A 21,949-nucleotide genomic window follows, 5' to 3' on the forward strand; every position below is an offset into this window, starting at 1 on the left:
CCCTAGTGGGGCGTTTTGCTATCTGTCATTTCTGTCTGGATTCCGGTTAATGAGCGTACCTCGTGAAACCATCGCCGCTGTCGCCACCGCTCAAGGTCGTGGTGGTGTGGGCATCGTCCGTATTTCCGGGCCGTTGGCCAGCGTGGCGGCAAAAGCCATCAGCGGCCGCGAACTGAAACCGCGTTACGCCCATTACGGCCCGTTTTTCACTGACGACAAACAGGTGCTCGACGAAGGTCTGGCGCTGTATTTCCCGGGGCCTAATTCGTTCACCGGTGAAGACGTTCTGGAATTGCAGGGCCACGGCGGCCCCATCGTTCTGGATATGTTGCTCAAACGCTGCCTGGAACTGGGCTGCCGTCTGGCGCGCCCGGGGGAATTCAGCGAACGCGCCTTCCTCAATGACAAACTCGACCTGGCCCAGGCCGAGGCGATTGCCGATTTGATCGAAGCCAGTTCTGCACAGGCTGCACGCAATGCCCTGCGTTCATTGCAGGGTGCGTTTTCCCAGCGTGTGCATAACTTGACCGAACAGTTGATCGGTCTGCGCATCTACGTCGAAGCCGCCATCGACTTCCCGGAAGAAGAAATCGACTTCCTCGCCGATGGCCATGTGCTGAGCATGCTCGACAAAGTGCGCGATGAATTATCCACAGTGCTGCGCGAAGCCGGGCAGGGCGCGTTGCTGCGCGATGGCATGACCGTAGTGATCGCCGGCCGTCCGAATGCTGGCAAATCCAGCCTGTTGAATGCGTTGGCCGGTCGCGAAGCGGCAATCGTGACCGAGATCGCCGGCACCACTCGCGACATCCTCCGTGAACATATCCACATCGACGGCATGCCGTTGCACGTTGTCGATACCGCTGGCCTGCGTGATACCGATGATCAGGTGGAAAAGATCGGCGTCGAGCGCGCATTGAAAGCGATTGGCGAAGCTGATCGGGTGTTGCTGGTGGTCGATGCAACCGCTCCGGAAGCGCTGGATCCGTTTGCCTTGTGGCCGGAATTCCTCGAAACCCGGCCAGACCCGGCCAAAGTAACGTTGATCCGCAACAAGGCCGATCTGACCGGCGAAGCCATTGTTCTGGAAACCAGCGAAGACGGGCACGTGACGATCAGTCTCAGCGCCAAATCCGCCGGTGAAGGTCTGGATCTGTTGCGCGATCATCTCAAAGCCTGCATGGGTTACGAGCAGACGTCGGAAAGCAGTTTCAGTGCACGTCGCCGGCATCTGGAGGCCTTGCGCCACGCCAGTGCGGCACTGGAACACGGCCGCGCCCAGCTGACCTTGGCTGGCGCCGGAGAGTTGCTCGCCGAAGATTTGCGCCAGGCACAGCATTCTCTCGGCGAAATCACCGGGGCTTTCAGCTCTGATGATCTGTTGGGACGAATCTTTTCCAGTTTCTGTATCGGCAAATGACAAAAGGGACTGTGGACAATTTATCCACAGCCCCTTTTTCGTTTTACCAGTTGTAGGAAACTGTACCGAGCAGAGTGCGATCCTCACCCCAATAGCAACGACCCGCGTCGTTGCAACCCGACACATATTCCTTGTCGAACAGGTTCTTTGCATTCAGGTCGACGCTCCAGTGCGTATCGATCTGATAACCGATGGCTGCATCCACCAAGGTGACATCGCCGGCATCCAGCTTTCCGTAGAGAGAAGGCGAGGTGTAAGCGAAGGCACTGTCGAAGTAACGCACACCGCCGCCTAAGTACAAACCTTTCAAGTCGCCATCGAGGAAACGGTATTTCGCCCATACCGAAGCCTGATTACGCGGCACGCCGGTCATTTGATGGCCTTTGACCAAAGAAGTCGCGGCATCCTTGGTGATTCGCGCGTCGGTGTAGGTATAAGCCGCAGTGACGTTGAGGTTCTGGGTCAGGTTGCTGTTGAGTTCCAGTTCCACACCCTTGGAACGGCTTTCGCCCACTTGGCGATAACTCGACGTGGTGGCGTCGAAGTAGGTGTCGTCCTTTTTGCGCAGGTCATACACCGATGCAGTGAAAGCAGTGTCCCAGCCGATCGGTTCGTACTTCAGGCCCACTTCGTATTGGCTGCTGGTGATCGGATCGAGCGGCGCGCCGGCATTGGAAATCTGCTGAACCGGCACGAAAGAGGTCGAGTAGCTGACATACGGCGTCATGCCGTTGTCGAACTGGTACATCACCCCGCCCTGATAGGTGAATTTCTTATCCTCGGAGCTGATGTCGCTCGACTGGGCCACCTTGTCGCGAAAATCACTGTCGACCCAATCCTGACGACCACCGAGCAGGAACAGCCAGTGGTCGTACTTGCTCTGGATCTGTGCATAAACCCCTTTCATCTGCTGTTCCAGCAAGGTGTTTTGCACCGCAATCGGCGTGGTCGGATCGCGCAAGTACACCGGGTTATACACATCGATCGGCCCGACGATGCCGGCGTTCCAGTCCTGATTAAAGGAGGTGCGATCGTAGCTGGCGCCGAACAACACGGTGTTCTCCAGACCGCCGACCTGGAATTTGCCTTCCAGCTGGTTATCCAGCGAGTACACCATCGATTTGTTGAAGCGATCGTACGCCGTCATGTTCAGACGCGTACCGAACCCGGCGTTATTGAGGTTGCCCGGCCAGGTTTCGTGACGGGTGATGCGCGACTGCATGTAGCGCGAGTTCTGGCGGAACTGCCAGTCGTCGTTGAACGAGTGGCTGAACTCGTAGCCGGTGCTCCAGGTTTCCCGTTCGAAAGTGTTCCAGTCTGGGTCGCCGAGCATGGTGCCTTTGGATAACTTGCCGTTGGGGTTGGTCAGCAAAGTCCCGGCGGCCGGTAGGCCAAGTTCCATGTTGGTGTGATCCTTCTGGTAGTTGGCCAGCAGGGTCAGCGTGTTGTAATCGTCGAAATTCAGGGTCAGCGATGGCGCGATGTAAATGCGGTCGTCCGGAACGTGATCGGTCTGGGTGTCGGACTTGCGGCCAAGCATCACCACGCGTCCGAGTACGTTGCCGCTGTCATTGAGCGGGCCGGAGACATCGACGCCGATCTGCCGGCGATTGTTCGAGCCATAACCCAATTGCACTTCGCCTTGCGGTGCGGCGGTTGGGCGTTTGCTCACCAGATTGACCAGGCCGCCCGGTGCGTTCTCCCCATACAGCAGAGAAGACGGGCCGCGGAAAATCTCGACCCGCTCAAGTCCGTAAGGCTCGGTGCTGGTGTCATACCGATTGCCCTGGACGCGTAGTCCATCGCGCAACAGACCGTAGCCGTAATCGGTGGCGTTGAAACCGCGAATATAGAACAGGTCTCCAGCCAGACTGTCGCCGGCGGCGAACGGTGGGGCAAAGATCCCCGGCACGTAGCCGAGCACCTCGGTGAGTGTCTGAGATTTCTGATCTTTCATGCGCTGGGCGGTGACGACTGACACCGAGCGCGGCGTTTCCGACAACGGCGTACTGGTTTTCGTACCGATTCGACTGTTCTGCGCCTTGTATCCGACGTCCGCCGCGTAATCCAGATTCATCGGGTTGGCCAACTGACCATTGATGTTGGTCGGGGCCAATTCCAATGAGTCGCCGTTTGGCAGCGCCTGCAGAATGTAACTGCCCGGCGCCTGCGGTACGGCTTGCAAACCTGAGCCTTGCAGCAGTTGGGCAAAACCTTGGTCGACGGTGAAGTTGCCGTTCAACCCGACACTGCGCAAACGGCTGGTCTGTTGCGGCGAGAACGACAGAATCACGTTGGCGGCCGAGGCGAACTGGCTCAGTGCATTGTCCAGAGGGCCCGCTGCAATCGCATAACGCTGAGTGGCCGATGCAGCGACGGCGTTATGGCTAATCACCAGGCAGGACGCGGCGCTGGTCATCAGTAGGCTGTAAGCAATGCAGTGGTAGGAAAAACGCTGACGAAACGTGGGAAGACGCATGGGTGGATAAGCCCTGAAGGTGGCAAAGAGCCGCGTTTATCGCGATTACCTGTAGGGCCGGGTCAGGGCGAAAAAAGATAACCCTGTTTGCGATTTATTTTGCCCAGGCGAAATTTCGTTCAAACGTTGTGGCTGATCGAGACCCAGTAACGAGTGAAATAGCGCACGTTGATCGGCAGCGACGCCTGTAGATTGGCCAGGACAGCGTCAGTTGAATTGAGGCGGAATGTCCCGGAAACCCGCAGCTCCCGGGCACGCGCATCGCAATGCAAAACCCCACTGCGATAACGGCCCAATTCTTCAATCACATCGCCCAAGCGTGCATCGAGAACGATCAATTGGCCGTTGATCCACGCCACTTCCGAGGGTTTGAACGGATGAATGAGGCCTATGTGCTGACGATCAAAATCAGCGCCTTCGCCTGCCTGCAAGATTGTTGCGGCCGTTGAAGTATCACCGGGCTGAACACTGACCCGGTCTTCCAGCACTCCAACTCGGGTAGAACTCGATAGCTGGTGAACGGAGAAACGAGTGCCGAGTGCTTGAATCCGGCCATCCCGGGTTTCGACGAAAAAGGGCCGATGATCACCAAGCTTGCCGGTTTGAATGAGGATCTCGCCGGAGCGCAGGCGAATCAGCCGCTGCGCCGGGTCGAAAGACACATCAATCGCAGTGTCGGCGTTGAGTTGAATCTGGCTGCCATCCGCCAATGTGATATTGCGACGCTGGCCAACGCCGGTTTTATAGTCGGCCCAGACATTTCCCAAGGAAGTGTGTTGCTGAACATTCCAGCCTACAAACCCCGTGCCCGCAACGAGCAGCAACAATTTCAGCACTTGGCGACGTTGCTGACCGTTATTCAGCGCGCGACGTTTCAGATCCTGTGGCAGCGTGCCGAGGTGGCGCTGCAGTTGTTCCATCTGGTTCCACGCCGCCAGATGCGCCGGGTCGCTATCTATCCACAACTGCCAGGCCTTTTGTTCGGCGAGCGTTGGCGGATCCGCCTGAAACTGCACATACCAACTGGCGGCCGCTTCGAAGATCTGGCGATTGGGGGCGATGGCCATCAACGTTGCGCCATGATCAGGGCACATTCCGTCAGCGCGCGGATCATGTGCTTCTTCACCGTGGTCAGCGAAACCTTCAGCTGCAAAGCGATCTGTTGATAAGTCAGGCCATCGATTTGCGAGAGCATGAAGATTTGTTGGCTTCTGGCGCCGAGCCCGGCCAAGGCTTTATCCACAGCGACCAGAGTTTCGATGATCAGCGCCTTGTCTTCCTCGCTGATGGCGGTGGCTTCCGGTCGAGCCGCGAGGGTCTGCAAATACGCGGCTTCGATGGCCTGCCTTCTATAACGATCAATGACCAGACCGCGTGCAATGGTCGCCAGATAATCCCGTGGCTCACGAATCTGTGCGGCATTGCGCGCCGCCAGAATCCGCACGAACGTGTCATGCGCGACATCGGCGGCATCGCAGGCGTCATGCAATTTTCCCTTGAGCCACCCGTATAGCCACGAATGGTGTTGCTCGTAGATTTGCTCGATCGCAGCAGTGTGGGCGGTTAGGGACATGGGGAAAATAGGCGAGTTAATGATAATGCCTATTATTAGCCTCTGTTACGTCCTCTCACAATAGCCCTCGCACTTCCCTCCATCGGCTTCTTTGTCGCCAGCGAACCCTCGTTGGCGATTTTTCTTGCGCCTCGAAAACGCCGTTTTATCGCTTTTCTGTGGATTAAGCCCTGTGAATAACTGCCACTAAGGGCAGTTGATAACAGGGCTTCAAAACTGGATATAAACCCCTCTGTGGATAACCACCCCTTTCATCCACAGGCTTAAACCGGTTATCCAAGGCCCTCATTGGCACATGAACACAGGGTTTTGAATCTCTGTACATATTGAATATAAAGGCCTGTAGCGATCTATCCACAGAAAGTAGGCTCAGTAGAAATAAACATAAAAACAAAGGTTTTATAAATTTCTCTCTTTTTTATTCTTTTAACCTTGAGTTCTCCACAGCTGGTTAAATTTTGTGCAAAGGGTTCTTTAGGAAGGGCGAAGTCCCTATACTTGTCGACCAGGTTCAAAATCCTGATCTCAAACTATTCCTGAATTACCTACTTAAGCAGGCACGAGGTGCGTGGTGGATTTCCCTTCCCGTTTTGAAGTGATCGTCATCGGCGGCGGTCATGCCGGTACCGAGGCAGCACTGGCCTCAGCACGTATGGGGGCAAAAACCCTGTTGCTGACGCATAACGTGGAAACCCTCGGTGCCATGAGTTGCAACCCGGCCATCGGTGGCATTGGCAAAAGCCATCTGGTCAAGGAAATCGACGCCCTCGGCGGCGCGATGGCCATGGCGACCGATAAGGGCGGCATCCAGTTTCGCGTGTTGAACAGCCGCAAAGGCCCGGCCGTACGGGCGACCCGTGCGCAAGCTGACCGGATTTTGTATAAAGCCGCTGTCCGCGAAATTCTGGAAAATCAGCCGAACCTGTGGATATTTCAACAAGCTGCTGATGACCTGATCGTCGAGCAGGAACAAGTCCGCGGTGTTGTCACGCAAATGGGTCTGCGGTTCTTCGCCGATTCCGTGGTGTTGACCACCGGTACGTTCCTCGGCGGACTTATCCACATCGGTTTGCAGAATTTTTCCGGCGGCCGTGCCGGTGATCCGCCGTCGATCGCCCTGGCACACCGTCTGCGTGAAATGCCATTGCGTGTCGGTCGCCTGAAAACCGGCACACCGCCACGTATTGACGGCAAGTCTGTGGATTTCTCGGTAATGACCGAGCAACCCGGTGATACGCCGATCCCGGTGATGTCGTTCATGGGCAACAAAGAACAGCATCCACGCCAGGTCAGCTGCTGGATTACTCACACCAACGCCCGCACCCACGAAATCATCGCCGCGAACCTCGATCGTTCGCCGATGTATTCCGCTGCCGGTGAAATCGAAGGCATCGGCCCGCGCTATTGCCCGTCGATCGAAGACAAGATCCACCGCTTTGCCGACAAGGAAAGCCATCAGGTGTTTATCGAGCCGGAAGGTTTGACCACCCATGAGCTGTATCCGAACGGGATATCCACAAGCTTGCCGTTCGACGTGCAATTGCAGATCGTGCAATCGATTCGCGGCATGGAAAACGCGCACATCGTGCGTCCGGGTTATGCGATCGAGTACGACTACTTCGATCCGCGCGACCTGAAGTACAGCCTGGAAACCAAAGTCATCGGCGGTCTGTTCTTCGCCGGGCAAATCAACGGCACCACCGGTTACGAAGAAGCCGGCGCGCAAGGTTTGCTCGCTGGCGCCAACGCCGCACTGCGCGCCAAGGGCAAAGAAGCCTGGTGCCCGCGTCGCGATGAAGCGTACATCGGTGTTTTGGTCGACGACCTGATCACCCTCGGTACCCAAGAGCCGTACCGCATGTTCACTTCCCGTGCCGAGTACCGCCTGATCCTGCGCGAGGACAACGCCGACCTGCGTCTGACCGAAAAAGGTCGCGAGCTCGGTCTGGTCGATGACGCGCGTTGGGCGGCCTTCTGCAAGAAACGCGAAAGCATCGAACTCGAAGAGCAGCGCCTGAAAAGCACCTGGGTTCGCCCGAATACCCAGCAGGGCGATGCGATTGCCGAAAAATTCGGTACGCCACTGACTCACGAATACAACTTGCTCAACCTCTTGAGCCGTCCGGAAATCGACTACGCTGGTCTGGTCGAAGTGACCGGCAACGGCGCCGAAGATCCACAGGTTGCCGAGCAGGTTGAAATCAAGACCAAATACGCCGGTTACATCGACCGTCAACAGGACGAAATCGCCCGTCTGCGCGCCAGCGAAGACACGAAATTGCCTGTGGATATCGATTACACCAACATTTCCGGTCTCTCCAAGGAGATCCAGAGCAAGCTCGGCGCGACTCGACCAGAGACGCTAGGCCAGGCTTCGCGGATCCCGGGCGTGACCCCGGCAGCGATTTCGCTGTTGATGATTCATTTGAAAAAACGCGGCGCGGGCCGTCAGTTGGAGCAAAGCGCTTGAGTTCTAAGGTCACTTCGCAACACGCCGAAGAGTTATCCACAGGAGCCCGCGAGCTCGGTGTCAACCTCACTGAAACCCAGCAAGAATTGCTGCTGGGTTATTTGGCCCTGTTGATCAAATGGAACCAGGCCTACAACCTGACCGCTGTGCGCGATCCGGACGAAATGGTCTCGCGCCACTTGCTCGATAGTCTCAGCGTGATGTCGTTCATCGAAAACGGTCGTTGGCTCGACGTCGGCAGCGGCGGCGGCATGCCGGGGATCCCGTTGGCGATCCTGTACCCGGACTCGCAAGTGACCTGTCTGGACAGCAACGGCAAGAAAACCCGCTTCCTGACTCAAGTCAAACTCGAACTCAAACTGGATAACCTGCAAGTTATCCACAGTCGTGTCGAAGCGTTCCAGCCTGCGCAGCCATTCAACGGGATCATTTCCCGGGCGTTCAGCAGCATGGAGAACTTCACCAATTGGACTCGCCATCTCGGCGATGCCGATACACGCTGGCTGGCAATGAAGGGCGTTCATCCGGCCGATGAGCTGGTAGCATTGCCGGCAGACTTCAAACTCGATAGCGAACACGCCCTGGCCGTACCCGGTTGCCAAGGCCAACGCCATCTGCTGATACTGCGCCGCACGGCATGATTGGGAACACAAGCAAGAATGGCTAAGGTATTCGCGATAGCGAACCAAAAGGGTGGTGTGGGCAAGACCACCACCTGCATCAACCTCGCAGCATCCCTGGTCGCGACCAAGCGCCGGGTGCTGTTGATCGATCTCGATCCACAGGGCAACGCCACCATGGGTAGCGGTGTGGATAAACACGGCCTGGAAAACTCGGTTTACGACCTGCTGATCGGCGAATGCGATCTGGCCCAGGCCATGCACTATTCCGAGCACGGCGGTTATCAACTGCTGCCGGCCAACCGCGATTTGACCGCGGCAGAAGTGGTGCTGCTGGAAATGCAGATGAAGGAAAGCCGTCTGCGCAGCGCGCTGGCGCCGATCCGTGAAAACTACGATTACATTTTGATCGACTGCCCGCCGTCGCTGTCGATGCTCACGCTGAACGCACTGGTCGCCGCTGACGGGGTGATTATCCCCATGCAGTGCGAGTACTTTGCGCTCGAAGGTCTCAGCGACCTTGTGGATAACATCAAGCGCATCGCCGAATTGCTCAATCCGAACCTGAAAGTCGAAGGTTTGCTGCGCACCATGTACGACCCGCGCCTGAGCCTGATGAACGATGTTTCGGCGCAGCTCAAGGAACACTTTGGCGAGCAGCTTTACGACACGGTGATCCCGCGCAACATCCGTCTGGCCGAAGCGCCAAGCTACGGCATGCCGGCGCTGGCCTACGACAAGCAATCGCGTGGCGCCCTGGCTTATCTGGCCCTGGCCGGCGAGATGGTTCGCCGTCAGCGCAAAAATTCACGCATCGCCGCCGCTCAGGCAACTTAAGGAATCCCCATGGCCGTCAAGAAACGAGGTCTCGGACGTGGACTGGATGCACTGCTGAGTGGTCCGACTGTCAGCGCGCTGGAAGAACAAGCCGCGCAAGCTGACACCCGTGAGCTGCAGCATCTGCCGCTGGATCTGCTCCAGCGCGGCAAATACCAGCCACGTCGGGACATGGATCCGCAGGCGCTGGAAGAACTGGCGCTGTCGATCAAGGCACAAGGCGTGATGCAGCCGATCGTGGTGCGCCCGATTGGCGGTGGCCGTTTTGAAATCATCGCCGGTGAACGTCGCTGGCGCGCGAGCCAGCAAGCCGGGCAGGAAACCATTCCGGCGATGGTGCGCGACGTACCCGATGAAACCGCGATCGCCATTGCGCTGATCGAGAACATCCAGCGCGAAGACCTCAATCCGATCGAAGAAGCGGTGGCCTTGCAGCGTTTGCAGCAGGAATTCCAGCTGACTCAACAGCAGGTTGCCGAGGCTGTGGGTAAATCCCGCGTCACTGTGGCTAACCTGTTGCGACTTATTGCGCTGCCGGAAGTCATCAAGACCATGCTGTCCCACGGCGACCTGGAAATGGGCCATGCCCGTGCTTTACTCGGGTTGCCCGAGAATCAGCAGGTTGAAGGGGCGCGACATGTTGTCGCACGCGGTCTGACCGTGCGCCAAACTGAAGCACTGGTTCGCCATTGGTTGAGTGGCAAACCGGAGCCTGTGGAGGCCAGCAAACCCGACCCGGATATCGCCCGCCTCGAACAGCGTCTGGCCGAGCGCCTAGGCTCTGCGGTGCAGATTCGCCACGGGAAGAAGGGAAAGGGTCAGTTGGTGATCGGTTATAACTCGCTCGATGAGCTTCAAGGTGTGCTCGCACACATCCGCTGAAACATTTCCTCATGTAGCGCGCAGTCGGAAATCACTACCTGACAGTTGAATAGGGGCAGAACCGCCCCTATACTCTGCGCGCATTTTGTCGGCACAAATTATGCCAAGTTATTGAATTCTGGCAGCCGACCATTGGAGAGCAATAGTGATGGAAACCCGCAAGCCAAACCGCCTGCCGTTCCATCGCCTGGCGGTATTTCCGGTGTTAATGGCTCAATTTGTCATTTTGCTCATTGCCGCTTTGGCGCTCTGGCAATGGCACGGAGTCGTTGCCGGATACTCGGGACTTTGCGGAGGCCTGATAGCCTTGCTGCCCAATGTTTATTTCGCTCATAAGGCATTTCGGTTTTCCGGCGCCCGAGCAGCCCAGTCCATCGTCCGGTCTTTTTATGCCGGCGAGGCAGGCAAACTGATTTTGACAGCAGTGCTTTTTGCGCTGGTGTTTGCAGGTGTGAAGCCGCTGGCGCCGATAGCTGTATTCGGCGTGTTCGTGCTGACTCAGTCGGTCAGCTGGTTCGCTCCCCTGCTGATGAGAACAAGACTTTCGAGACCTTAGGGCGTTTGAGGCAACCATGGCAGAAACAACCGCTTCGGGCTATATCCAGCACCACTTGCAGAACCTGACCTTCGGTCAGCTACCTAACGGCGGCTGGGGCTTTGCCCACACCGCAGCAGAAGCCAAAGAAATGGGCTTCTGGGCTTTCCACGTCGATACTCTCGGCTGGTCGGTCGCGTTGGGTCTGATCTTCGTTTTTCTTTTCCGCATGGCGGCCAAGAAAGCGACTTCGGGTCAGCCGGGTGCTTTGCAGAACTTCGTTGAAGTATTGGTCGAATTCGTCGATGGCAGCGTGAAAGACAGCTTCCATGGCCGTAGCCCGGTGATCGCACCGCTGGCACTGACCATCTTCGTTTGGGTGTTCCTGATGAACGCCGTCGACCTGATCCCGGTCGACTGGATTCCTCAGCTGGCCATCCTGATCTCCGGTGACCACCACATCCCGTTCCGCGCCGTGTCGACTACCGACCCGAACGCAACTCTGGGCATGGCGTTGTCGGTTTTCGCACTGATCATTTTCTACAGCATCAAGGTCAAGGGCATCGGCGGCTTCATCGGCGAACTGACCCTGCACCCGTTCGGCAGCAAGAACATCTTCGTTCAAGCCCTGCTGATTCCGGTGAACTTCCTGCTGGAATTCGTGACCCTGATCGCTAAACCGATCTCTCTGGCTCTGCGTCTGTTCGGCAACATGTATGCCGGTGAGCTGGTGTTCATTCTGATCGCTGTGATGTTCGGCAGCGGTCTGCTCTGGCTGAGCGGCCTGGGCGTTGTTCTGCAGTGGGCTTGGGCTGTGTTCCACATCCTGATCATCACCCTGCAGGCGTTCATCTTCATGATGCTGACCATCGTCTACCTGTCGATGGCGCACGAAGAAAACCATTAAGACCAGTCTCGACTAGTCTGATGTCCTTCCCGGTCAAACGGGAAGGGGCTCTTCACAGGGCACCTGAAACGATTTGTTTTACCGCTTTAATCTAAAAAACCTAAACCATACGACGTAAAAGTCGGGAGGAAAGATGGAAACTGTAGTTGGTCTAACCGCTATCGCTGTTGCACTGTTGATCGGCCTGGGCGCACTGGGTACCGCAATTGGTTTCGGCCTGCTGGGCGGCAAGTTCCTGGAAGGCGCAGCGCGTCAGCCAGAAATGGTTCCAATGCTGCAAGTTAAAATGTTCATCGTTGCCGGTCTGCTCGACGCCGTAACCATGATCGGTGTTGGTATCGCGCTGTTCTTCACCTTCGCGAACCCGTTCGTTGGTCAGATCGCTGGCTAATTACTCGGATATTCCGGGTAATTTGGTGTGATGGACAACGTAACTGCGAGGTGTTGGCGTGAACATTAATGCGACCCTGATTGGCCAGTCCGTTGCGTTCCTGATTTTTGTACTGTTCTGCATGAAGTATGTATGGCCTCCGGTCATCGCTGCTCTGCACGAACGTCAAAAGAAGATCGCTGATGGTCTGGACGCTGCCAGCCGTGCAGCTCGCGACCTGGAGTTGGCCCAAGAAAAAGCGGGTCAGCAACTGCGCGAAGCGAAAGCTCAGGCAGCTGAAATCATCGAGCAAGCCAAGAAACGCGGTAACCAGATTGTCGAAGAGGCCGTTGAAAAGGCCCGTGTCGACGCTGACCGTGTGAAGGTTCAGGCTCAAGCCGAGATCGAACAGGAACTGAACAGTGTCAAAGACAAGCTGCGCGCCCAAGTGGGTTTGCTGGCTGTCGGCGGCGCCGAGAAGATCCTGGGTGCCACAATCGATCAAAACGCGCACGCAGAGCTGGTTAACCAACTGGCTGCTGAAATCTAAGCGAGGGCGATCATGGCAGAACTGACCACGTTGGCCCGACCTTACGCTAAGGCGGCCTTCGAGCACGCTCAGGCCCACCAGCAACTGGCCAATTGGTCAGCCATGCTCGGCCTGGCTGCAGCGGTGTCACAAGATGACACCATGCAGCGCGTGCTCAAGGCCCCGCGACTGACGAGCGCAGAAAAGGCCGCCACGTTTATTGACGTGTGCGGCGACAAGTTTGATGCCAAGGCACAGAACTTCATCAACGTCGTTGCCGAAAACGACCGTCTCCCGCTTCTGCCGGAGATTGCCGCTCTTTTCGACCTGTACAAGGCCGAACAAGAGAAGTCGGTAGACGTTGAAGTGACCAGTGCTTTCGCATTGAACCAAGAACAGCAAGACAAACTCGCCAAGGTTCTCAGTGCACGACTCAACCGGGAAGTGCGCCTGCAAGTCGAGGAAGATAAAGCCCTTATTGGGGGTGTTGTCATCCGCGCCGGCGACCTGGTTATCGATGGCTCGATTCGCGGCAAAATCGCGAAACTTGCCGAAGCATTGAAATCTTGAGTTTGAAGGGGCAGCAGAGCAATGCAGCAACTCAATCCTTCCGAAATAAGTGAAATTATCAAGGGCCGCATCGACAAGCTCGATGTGACCTCCCAAGCCCGTAACGAAGGCACTGTCGTCAGCGTATCTGACGGCATCGTGCGGATTCACGGTCTGGCCGACGTAATGTACGGCGAGATGATCGAGTTTCCGGGCGGCGTCTACGGTATGGCCCTCAACCTGGAGCAAGACTCCGTAGGTGCCGTTGTATTGGGCGCTTACCAGTCTCTGGCTGAAGGCATGAGCGCCAAGTGCACCGGCCGCATCCTCGAAGTTCCTGTTGGTAAGGAACTGCTGGGTCGCGTAGTCGACGCACTGGGTAACCCTGTTGACGGCAAAGGTCCACTGGGCAACACCTTGACCGACGCGGTCGAGAAAGTTGCACCGGGCGTGATCTGGCGTAAGTCGGTAGACCAGCCTGTACAGACTGGCTACAAGGCTGTCGATGCCATGATTCCTGTCGGCCGTGGCCAGCGTGAGCTGATCATCGGTGACCGTCAGATCGGTAAAACCGCTCTGGCGATCGACGCGATCATCAACCAGAAAGACAGCGGCATTTTCTGCGTCTACGTAGCTATTGGTCAGAAGCAATCGACCATCGCCAACGTGGTTCGCAAGCTGGAAGAAAACGGCGCCCTGGCCAACACGATCATCGTGGCTGCCAGTGCTTCGGAATCTCCTGCGCTGCAATTCCTGGCACCGTACTCCGGTTGCACCATGGGTGAATTCTTCCGCGACCGCGGTGAAGACGCGCTGATCGTTTATGACGATCTGTCCAAGCAAGCAGTGGCTTACCGCCAGATTTCCCTGCTGCTGCGCCGTCCACCAGGCCGTGAAGCTTACCCAGGCGACGTGTTCTATCTCCACTCCCGTCTGCTGGAGCGCGCATCCCGCGTTTCGGAAGAATACGTAGAGAAGTTCACCAACGGCGCAGTGACCGGCAAAACCGGTTCCCTGACCGCACTGCCGATCATCGAAACCCAGGCTGGCGACGTTTCCGCGTTCGTTCCGACCAACGTGATTTCCATCACCGACGGTCAGATCTTCCTGGAATCGGCCATGTTCAACTCGGGCATCCGCCCTGCAGTGAACGCCGGTGTTTCGGTATCCCGTGTGGGTGGTGCCGCTCAGACCAAGATCATCAAGAAGCTCTCCGGTGGTATCCGTACCGCTCTGGCTCAGTACCGTGAACTGGCGGCATTCGCCCAGTTCGCTTCTGACCTGGACGAAGCGACCCGTAAGCAACTTGAGCATGGTCAGCGCGTTACCGAGCTGATGAAGCAGAAGCAATACGCACCAATGTCGATCGCTGACATGGCGCTGTCGCTGTATGCCGCTGAGCGTGGGTTCCTGACTGACATTGAAATCGCCAAGATCGGCAGCTTCGAACAAGCGCTGATCGCTTTCTTCAACCGCGATCACGCCGATTTGATGGCCAAGATCAACGTTAAAGGTGACTTCAATGACGAAATCGACGCTGGCATGAAAGCCGGTATCGAGAAGTTCAAGGCCACCCAAACCTGGTAAGCCGCAGCGGGAGCCGCGAGGCTCCCGCTTGCTAACCTGATAGGTGTTACATGGCAGGCGCAAAAGAGATTCGCAGTAAGATTGCGAGCATCAAAAGCACGCAAAAGATTACCAGCGCCATGGAAAAAGTGGCGGTCAGCAAAATGCGCAAGGCACAAATGCGCATGGCTGCTAGCCGTCCTTATGCGGAGCGTATCCGCCAGGTTATTGGGCATCTGGCCAACGCCAACCCGGAATACCGCCACCCGTTCATGATCGACCGCGAAATCAAGCGCGTTGGTTATGTCGTAGTGAGCAGTGACCGTGGTCTGTGCGGCGGCTTGAATACCAACCTGTTCAAGGCCCTGGTCAAGGACATGGCGGTAAACCGCGAAAACGGCGTCGAGATTGATCTGTGTGTCGTTGGTAGCAAGGGTGCGGCCTTTTTCCGTAACTTCGGCGGTAACGTCGTTGCAGCTATCAGCCACCTGGGTGAAGAGCCGTCGATCAATGACTTGATCGGCAGCGTCAAGGTGATGCTGGATGCCTACCTGGACGGCCGTATTGACCGCCTGTCCGTGGTGTCCAACAAGTTCATCAACACCATGACGCAACAGCCTACCGTGGAGCAGTTGATTCCACTGGTGGCCACCCCGGATCAGGATCTCAAACACCACTGGGACTATCTCTACGAACCGGATGCCAAAGAGCTGCTTGACGGCTTGATGGTCCGCTACGTTGAGTCGCAGGTCTACCAGGCGGTGGTCGAGAACAACGCGGCTGAACAAGCTGCGCGGATGATCGCGATGAAGAACGCTACCGACAACGCCGGTGATTTGATCAGCGATTTGCAGCTGATCTACAACAAGGCGCGTCAGGCTGCGATCACCCAAGAGATCTCGGAAATCGTCGGCGGCGCTGCCGCGGTTTAACGGTTCAAATATTCAGAGGATCCAGCTATGAGTAGCGGACGTATCGTTCAAATCATCGGCGCCGTTATCGACGTGGAATTTCCACGCGACAGCGTACCGAGCATCTACAACGCTTTGAAAGTCAAAAGCGATGCCGGCACCACTCTGGAAGTTCAGCAGCAGCTGGGCGACGGCGTGGTTCGTACCATTGCGATGGGTTCCACCGAGGGCTTGAAGCGCGGTCTGGAAGTTACCGATTCTGGCGCAGCCATCTCCGTACCGGTCGGTAAAGCGACCCTGGGCCGGATCATGGACGTCCTCGGTAACCCGATCGACGAAGCTGGCCCGATCGACACCGAAGAGCGTTGGGGCATTCACCGTCCAGCGCCTTCGTTCGCTGAACAGGCAGGCGGCAACGACCTGCTGGAAACCGGCATCAAGGTTATCGACCTGGTTTGCCCGTTTGCCAAAGGCGGTAAAGTCGGTCTGTTCGGTGGTGCCGGTGTAGGCAAAACCGTAAACATGATGGAACTGATCCGTAACATCGCCATCGAGCACAGCGGTTATTCCGTGTTCGCCGGTGTGGGTGAGCGTACTCGTGAGGGTAACGACTTCTACCACGAGATGAAGGACTCCAACGTTCTGGACAAAGTGGCACTGGTTTACGGTCAGATGAACGAGCCGCCGGGTAACCGTCTGCGCGTAGCACTGACCGGCCTGACCATGGCCGAGAAGTTCCGTGACGAAGGTAACGACGTTCTGCTGTTCGTCGACAACATCTATCGTTACACCCTGGCCGGTACTGAAGTATCCGCACTGCTGGGCCGTATGCCTTCGGCAGTAGGTTATCAGCCGACCCTGGCTGAAGAGATGGGCGTTCTGCAAGAACGTATCACTTCGACCAAGGAAGGTTCGATCACTTCGATCCAAGCGGTATACGTACCTGCGGATGACTTGACCGACCCGTCGCCAGCGACCACCTTCGCCCACTTGGACGCCACCGTCGTTCTGTCCCGTGACATCGCTTCCCTGGGTATCTACCCAGCGGTAGATCCACTGGATTCGACTTCGCGCCAGCTGGATCCGAACGTAATCGGCCAGGACCACTACGACACCGCTCGCGGCGTTCAGTACGTTCTGCAACGTTACAAAGAGCTGAAGGACATCATCGCGATCCTGGGTATGGACGAGCTGTCGGAAGCCGACAAGCAGTTGGTAAACCGTGCTCGTAAGATCCAGCGCTTCTTGTCGCAGCCGTTCTTCGTGGCTGAAGTCTTCACCGGTGCTTCGGGTAAATACGTTTCCCTGAAAGACACCATTGCTGGCTTCAAAGGCATCCTCAACGGTGACTACGACCACCTGCCAGAACAAGCGTTCTACATGGTTGGCGGCATCGAAGAAGCGATCGAGAAAGCCAAGAAACTGTAATCCCGGCGCCCGGCAACGGGCGCTAATTTAGGTTGAGGCAATCAGATGGCTATGACAGTCCATTGCGATATCGTCAGCGCGGAAGGGGAAATCTTTTCCGGCCTGGTCGAGATGGTGATTGCGCACGGTGCACTGGGTGATCTTGGTATCGCTCTGGGTCACGCGCCGCTGATCACTAATCTGAAGCCAGGTCCGATCCGCCTGATCAAGCAAGGCGGGGAAGCCGAGGTGTTCTACATCTCCGGTGGTTTCCTCGAGGTTCAGCCGAACATGGTCAAAGTGCTTGCCGATACCGTGCAACGTGCTGCCGACCTGGATGAAGCTCAGGCTCAAGCAGCTCTCAAGGCTGCCGAGCATGCTCTGCATGAAAAGGGCGCTGATTTCGACTACAGCGCTGCGTCAGCTCGTCTGGCCGAGGCTGCAGCTCAGCTGCGCACCGTCCAGCAGATCCGCAAGAAGTTTGGCGGTTAATCCGTCAGCCGCTTGTTGTGCGATTGATAAAAAAGGGTAGCCTCGGCTACCCTTTTTTCTTTTTCCGAATTCAAACCCGGTCGCAGTTGCTGACCACCCAGGATTGGTAGCCAGTCATGTCTCTTGAAATCGTTATCCTCGCGGCCGGTCAAGGCACTCGTATGCGTTCGGCCCTGCCGAAGGTTTTGCACCCGATTGCCGGCAATTCCATGCTGGGCCATGTTATCCACAGCGCCCGCCAACTCGATCCACAACGCATCCATGTAGTGATTGGCCATGGCGCCGATGTGGTGCGTGAACGTCTGGCGGCTGATGATCTGAATTTCGTCCTGCAGGACAAGCAACTGGGCACCGGCCACGCCACCGCTCAGGCCGTACCGTTCATTTCCGCGGACACCGTGCTGATCCTTTACGGTGACGTGCCGCTGATCGAAGTCGAAACCCTGCAACGTTTGCTCAAGCACGTAGTGCCGGGGCAGATGGGTTTGCTCACCGTCGAACTCGATGATCCAACCGGTTACGGCCGTATCGTGCGCGACTCTGACGGTAAGGTCGCGGCCATCGTTGAGCACAAAGACGCCAGCGAAGCGCAGCGCGCAATCACCGAAGGCAACACCGGCATTCTCGCCGTCCCGGCCGATCGTCTGGCCGATTGGATGAGCCGCCTGTCGAACAACAACGCTCAGGGCGAGTACTACCTGACCGACGTGATCGAAATGGCGGTCAGCGACGGTCTGGTAGTGGCCACCGAACAACCGCACGACCCGATGGAAGTGCAGGGCGCCAACGATCGCAAACAACTGGCCGAGCTGGAGCGTCATTACCAGTTGCGTGCCGGCCGCCGTTTGATGGCGCAAGGCGTGACCCTGCGTGACCCGGCGCGATTTGATGTGCGCGGTGAAGTGACCGTTGGTCGCGATGTGCTGATCGACATCAACGTGATCCTCGAAGGCAACGTTGTTATCGAAGACGACGTGGTGATCGGCCCGAACTGTGTGATCAAGGACAGCACCCTGCGCAAAGGCGTGGTGATCAAGGCCAACAGTCATATCGAAGGTGCCGTAATGGGCGAGGGCAGCGATGCCGGTCCCTTCGCGCGTCTGCGTCCGGGCACCGTGCTTGAAGCGCGCGCGCATGTGGGTAACTTTGTTGAACTGAAGAATGCGCACATGGGCGAGGGCGCCAAGGCCGGTCACTTGACCTATTTGGGCGATGCCGAAATCGGTGCGCGCACCAACGTGGGTGCTGGCACCATCACCTGCAACTATGACGGCGCCAACAAGTGGAAAACCGTGTTGGGTGCAGATGTGTTCATCGGCTCCAACAATTCGTTGGTCGCGCCTGTGGATATCTCCGACGGTGCAACCACGGCGGCCGGCTCGACGATTACGCAGAATGTGGATAACGCGCAGTTGGCAGTTGGTCGCGCGCGGCAGAAGAATATTGATGGCTGGAAGCGGCCGGTGAAAATCAAAAAGGACTGAGTTATCCACAGCGGCTTTTTGAAGATCAAAAGATCGCAGCCTTCGGCAGCTCCTACGGGGACTGTCGGAGGGCTGCGATTTTTTTATGAGCAATGGGTTGACGATTTATAGCCAATAGGTTTTGATTGCTTCCGTTATCTTTCGAATCGAAACTTAAGCCGCCATGTCGAAACGCAATACGCCCCAACGTCGCCACAACATTCTCGCCTTGCTCAATGAGCAGGGCGAAGTCAGTGTGGATGAGCTAGCCAAGCGCTTCGAAACCTCTGAAGTTACGATTCGCAAGGATCTCGCCGCACTGGAAAGCCATGGCTTGTTGCTGCGCCGTTACGGCGGGGCGATCACCATGCCGCAGGAGCTGGTCGCGGAAACCGCGCAGAGCGTTTCCAAATACAAACAGGCGATTGCCCGCGCGGCGGTGAAACGCATCCGCGAGCACGCGCGCATCATCATCGACAGCGGCAGCACCACCGCTGCGATGATCCCTGAACTCGGCCAGCAGCCGGGTCTGGTGGTGATGACCAATTCCCTGCATGTTGCCAACGCCCTGAGCGAACTCGAACACGAGCCGGTGCTGTTGATGACCGGTGGCACCTGGGACCCGCATTCGGAGTCCTTTCAGGGTCAGGTCGCCGAGCAAGTACTACGCTCTTACGACTTCGACCAGTTGTTCATCGGCGCCGATGGCATCGATCTGGTGCGTGGCACCACGACCTTCAATGAGCTGCTCGGTTTGAGCCGGGTCATGGCTGACGTGGCGCGGGAAGTCATCGTCATGGTCGAGGCCGACAAGATCGGCCGCAAGATTCCCAATCTGGAACTGCCATGGAGCAGCGTCCATACCCTAATTACCGATGATCGCCTGCCCCAAGAGGCACGGGATCAGATACAGGCCCGCGGTATCAACTTGATTTGCGCGGCTGTCAGTCAGGAGAAATAAGCATGTGTGGAATTGTCGGCGCAGTGGCTGAACGTAACATCACCGCCATCCTGCTCGAAGGCCTCAAGCGCCTTGAGTACCGCGGCTATGACAGCGCGGGTGTAGCGGTCTACACCAACGAGGAAACTCTCGAGCGCATGCGCCGTCCGGGCAAGGTCAGTGAACTTGAAGCGGCACTGGCCGAGCATCCACTGGTAGGTCGTCTCGGTATCGCCCACACCCGCTGGGCCACCCACGGCGCACCCTGCGAACGCAACGCCCATCCGCATTTCTCCGGCGACATCGCCGTGGTGCACAACGGCATCATCGAGAACCACGAAGCCCTGCGCGAACAACTGAAATCGCTGGGTTACGTGTTCACCTCGGACACCGACACCGAAGTCATCGCCCATCTGCTCAACCACAAACTCAAGGATCAGCCAGACCTGACCGTCGCCCTCAAAGCGACCGTCAAGGAATTGCACGGTGCTTATGGTCTGGCGGTGATCAACGCCAAGCAGCCGGATCGTCTGGTTGCCGCGCGCAGTGGCAGCCCGCTGGTGATCGGTCTGGGTCTGGGCGAAAACTTCCTCGCTTCCGACCAACTGGCGCTGCGTCAGGTTACCGACCGCTTCATGTACCTGGAAGAAGGTGATATCGCCGAAATTCGCCGCGATAACGTGCAGATCTGGGACGTCGATGGCTACGCGGTCGAGCGCCAGACCGTGCAATACACCGACGGCGCCGAAGCCGCCGACAAAGGCGAATTCCGCCACTACATGCTCAAGGAAATCCACGAGCAACCGGCCGTTGTCCAGCGCACCCTCGAAGGTCGCCTGAGCAATGATCAGGTGCTGGTTCAGGCGTTCGGCCCACAAGCGGCCGAGCTGTTCGCCAAAGTGCGCAACGTGCAGATCGTTGCCTGTGGCACCAGCTATCACGCCGGTATGGTCGCCCGTTACTGGCTAGAAGAACTGGCCGGCATTCCGTGTCAGGTCGAAGTTGCCAGCGAATTCCGCTACCGCAAAGTCGTGGTGCAGCCGGACACCCTGTTCGTGACCATCTCGCAGTCCGGCGAAACCGCCGACACCCTGGCCGCGCTGCGCAACGCCAAGGAGCTGGGTTTCCTCGCCAGCCTGGCGATCTGCAACGTCGGCATCAGTTCGCTGGTGCGCGAATCCGACCTGACGCTGCTGACCCAGGCCGGCCGCGAAATCGGCGTCGCTTCGACCAAAGCCTTCACCACGCAACTGGTCGGCCTATTGTTGTTGACCCTGTCGTTGGGCCAAGTGCGCGGCAGCCTCGCCAAAGGCGTTGAAGCCACTTTGGTCGAAGAATTGCGCCGCCTGCCAACCCGCCTCGGCGAAGCGCTGGCCATGGACAGCACCGTGGAAAAAATCGCCGAGCTGTTCGCCGAGAAAAACCACACCTTGTTCCTTGGCCGTGGCGCGCAATTCCCGGTAGCGATGGAAGGTGCCTTGAAGCTCAAGGAAATCTCCTACATCCACGCCGAAGCCTACCCGGCCGGCGAACTGAAACACGGCCCGCTGGCGCTGGTGGATAACGACATGCCAGTGGTCACCGTTGCGCCAAACAACGAGCTGCTGGAAAAGCTCAAATCCAACCTGCAGGAAGTCCGCGCCCGTGGCGGCGAACTGATCGTGTTCGCCGACGAAAAAGCCGGAATGACCAACGGCGAAGGCACCCACGTGGTGCAAATGCCGCACATCCACGACATCCTCTCGCCGATCCTCTATACGATCCCGCTGCAGTTGCTGTCGTACTACGTTGCGGTGCTGAAGGGCACGGATGTGGATCAGCCGCGTAATCTGGCGAAGTCGGTGACGGTGGAGTAATTGGTCTTACGCGGGGGCGAGAATTTGGCTTTGAACAATAAAGATTGACACAAAACAATAAAGTTTGACACTCATGAACATAGATTGACACAAGGCTCAAACCCCCGTATCTACGGGGGTTTTTCCTTTCCAGGCTTTCCCTT

Annotated in this window: 20 protein-coding genes; 17 read left to right on the forward strand and 3 right to left on the reverse strand. The window is 57.3% G+C overall.

Annotated features, from left to right (window positions below; genetic code table 11):
* Nucleotides 1-49 precede the first annotated feature (49 nt).
* Complete coding sequence (mnmE, locus tag QMX93_RS00225; RefSeq protein ID WP_282351260.1) at nucleotides 50-1,420, forward strand: tRNA uridine-5-carboxymethylaminomethyl(34) synthesis GTPase MnmE; 1,371 nt, start codon at nucleotides 50-52, stop codon at nucleotides 1,418-1,420.
* Between the two features lie 43 nt (nucleotides 1,421-1,463).
* Here mnmE and QMX93_RS00230 read toward each other — a convergent pair whose 3' ends face one another.
* The 3 genes from QMX93_RS00230 to QMX93_RS00240 all read right to left on the reverse strand — a co-directional run bounded on the left by QMX93_RS00230 (nucleotide 1,464) and on the right by QMX93_RS00240 (nucleotide 5,472).
* Entirely contained in the window at nucleotides 1,464-3,899 is a 2,436-nt protein-coding gene (locus QMX93_RS00230) for a TonB-dependent siderophore receptor (RefSeq protein WP_282351261.1), read from the reverse strand.
* Nucleotides 3,900-4,018: 119 nt separating this feature from the next.
* Nucleotides 4,019-4,966 (reverse strand): FecR domain-containing protein, encoded by a 948-nt coding sequence (locus tag QMX93_RS00235; protein ID WP_282351264.1) that lies wholly within the window; start codon nucleotides 4,964-4,966, stop codon nucleotides 4,019-4,021.
* The gene (locus QMX93_RS00240) at nucleotides 4,966-5,472 is read right to left on the reverse strand and encodes a sigma-70 family RNA polymerase sigma factor (RefSeq protein ID WP_282351266.1); all 507 of its coding nucleotides are present in this window, start codon (nucleotides 5,470-5,472) and stop codon (nucleotides 4,966-4,968) included. The genes QMX93_RS00235 and QMX93_RS00240 overlap by 1 nt, the downstream gene beginning before the upstream one ends.
* A gap of 571 nt (nucleotides 5,473-6,043) precedes the next feature.
* On the opposite strand from QMX93_RS00240, the gene mnmG reads away from it, so the two are divergent.
* From mnmG to glmS, 16 genes are all read left to right on the forward strand, one after another.
* Nucleotides 6,044-7,942, forward strand: a complete 1,899-nt coding sequence (gene mnmG, locus QMX93_RS00245) for a tRNA uridine-5-carboxymethylaminomethyl(34) synthesis enzyme MnmG (RefSeq protein ID WP_053125290.1) — start codon at nucleotides 6,044-6,046, stop codon at nucleotides 7,940-7,942.
* Complete coding sequence (rsmG, locus tag QMX93_RS00250) at nucleotides 7,939-8,583, forward strand: 16S rRNA (guanine(527)-N(7))-methyltransferase RsmG (RefSeq protein ID WP_282351270.1); 645 nt, start codon at nucleotides 7,939-7,941, stop codon at nucleotides 8,581-8,583. Before mnmG ends, rsmG begins: the two co-directional genes overlap by 4 nt.
* Before the next feature lie 18 nt (nucleotides 8,584-8,601).
* The gene (locus QMX93_RS00255; RefSeq protein WP_007911909.1) at nucleotides 8,602-9,399 is read left to right on the forward strand and encodes a ParA family protein; all 798 of its coding nucleotides are present in this window, start codon (nucleotides 8,602-8,604) and stop codon (nucleotides 9,397-9,399) included.
* A gap of 9 nt (nucleotides 9,400-9,408) precedes the next feature.
* Nucleotides 9,409-10,281, forward strand: a complete 873-nt coding sequence (locus QMX93_RS00260) for a ParB/RepB/Spo0J family partition protein (protein ID WP_282351272.1) — start codon at nucleotides 9,409-9,411, stop codon at nucleotides 10,279-10,281.
* Between the two features lie 148 nt (nucleotides 10,282-10,429).
* Nucleotides 10,430-10,837, forward strand: coding sequence for a F0F1 ATP synthase subunit I (locus QMX93_RS00265; protein WP_008084411.1), 408 nt, complete (start codon nucleotides 10,430-10,432; stop codon nucleotides 10,835-10,837).
* 16 nt (nucleotides 10,838-10,853) lie between these two features.
* Nucleotides 10,854-11,723, forward strand: a complete 870-nt coding sequence (gene atpB / locus QMX93_RS00270; protein ID WP_053125288.1) for a F0F1 ATP synthase subunit A — start codon at nucleotides 10,854-10,856, stop codon at nucleotides 11,721-11,723.
* A gap of 133 nt (nucleotides 11,724-11,856) precedes the next feature.
* A complete protein-coding gene (atpE, locus tag QMX93_RS00275; RefSeq protein ID WP_003097235.1) occupies nucleotides 11,857-12,114 on the forward strand; it encodes a F0F1 ATP synthase subunit C in 258 nt (85 codons plus the stop codon).
* A 58-nt stretch (nucleotides 12,115-12,172) separates the two neighbouring features.
* Nucleotides 12,173-12,643: a F0F1 ATP synthase subunit B gene (locus QMX93_RS00280; protein ID WP_003229781.1), complete on the forward strand. Its 471-nt coding sequence runs from the start codon at nucleotides 12,173-12,175 to the stop codon at nucleotides 12,641-12,643.
* A gap of 12 nt (nucleotides 12,644-12,655) precedes the next feature.
* On the forward strand, nucleotides 12,656-13,192 hold the full coding sequence (locus QMX93_RS00285) for a F0F1 ATP synthase subunit delta (RefSeq protein WP_053125286.1): 537 nt from the start codon (nucleotides 12,656-12,658) through the stop codon (nucleotides 13,190-13,192).
* A gap of 21 nt (nucleotides 13,193-13,213) precedes the next feature.
* A complete protein-coding gene (gene atpA, locus QMX93_RS00290; RefSeq protein ID WP_007911958.1) occupies nucleotides 13,214-14,758 on the forward strand; it encodes a F0F1 ATP synthase subunit alpha in 1,545 nt (514 codons plus the stop codon).
* Nucleotides 14,759-14,808: 50 nt separating this feature from the next.
* A complete protein-coding gene (atpG, locus tag QMX93_RS00295) occupies nucleotides 14,809-15,669 on the forward strand; it encodes a F0F1 ATP synthase subunit gamma (protein WP_007911960.1) in 861 nt (286 codons plus the stop codon).
* Between the two features lie 27 nt (nucleotides 15,670-15,696).
* Nucleotides 15,697-17,076 (forward strand): F0F1 ATP synthase subunit beta, encoded by a 1,380-nt coding sequence (atpD, locus tag QMX93_RS00300; protein ID WP_016984062.1) that lies wholly within the window; start codon nucleotides 15,697-15,699, stop codon nucleotides 17,074-17,076.
* 45 nt (nucleotides 17,077-17,121) lie between these two features.
* On the forward strand, nucleotides 17,122-17,547 hold the full coding sequence (locus QMX93_RS00305) for a F0F1 ATP synthase subunit epsilon (protein WP_053125284.1): 426 nt from the start codon (nucleotides 17,122-17,124) through the stop codon (nucleotides 17,545-17,547).
* A 116-nt stretch (nucleotides 17,548-17,663) separates the two neighbouring features.
* Complete coding sequence (gene glmU, locus QMX93_RS00310; RefSeq protein WP_282351287.1) at nucleotides 17,664-19,031, forward strand: bifunctional UDP-N-acetylglucosamine diphosphorylase/glucosamine-1-phosphate N-acetyltransferase GlmU; 1,368 nt, start codon at nucleotides 17,664-17,666, stop codon at nucleotides 19,029-19,031.
* Between the two features lie 163 nt (nucleotides 19,032-19,194).
* On the forward strand, nucleotides 19,195-19,971 hold the full coding sequence (locus QMX93_RS00315) for a DeoR family transcriptional regulator (RefSeq protein WP_282351289.1): 777 nt from the start codon (nucleotides 19,195-19,197) through the stop codon (nucleotides 19,969-19,971).
* A 2-nt stretch (nucleotides 19,972-19,973) separates the two neighbouring features.
* Nucleotides 19,974-21,806, forward strand: a complete 1,833-nt coding sequence (gene glmS, locus QMX93_RS00320; RefSeq protein ID WP_282351291.1) for a glutamine--fructose-6-phosphate transaminase (isomerizing) — start codon at nucleotides 19,974-19,976, stop codon at nucleotides 21,804-21,806.
* The last annotated feature ends 143 nt before the right edge of the window (nucleotides 21,807-21,949 follow it).

The organism is Pseudomonas sp. PS01303, from assembly GCF_029959385.1.
Lineage (GTDB): Bacteria > Pseudomonadota > Gammaproteobacteria > Pseudomonadales > Pseudomonadaceae > Aquipseudomonas > Aquipseudomonas rustica.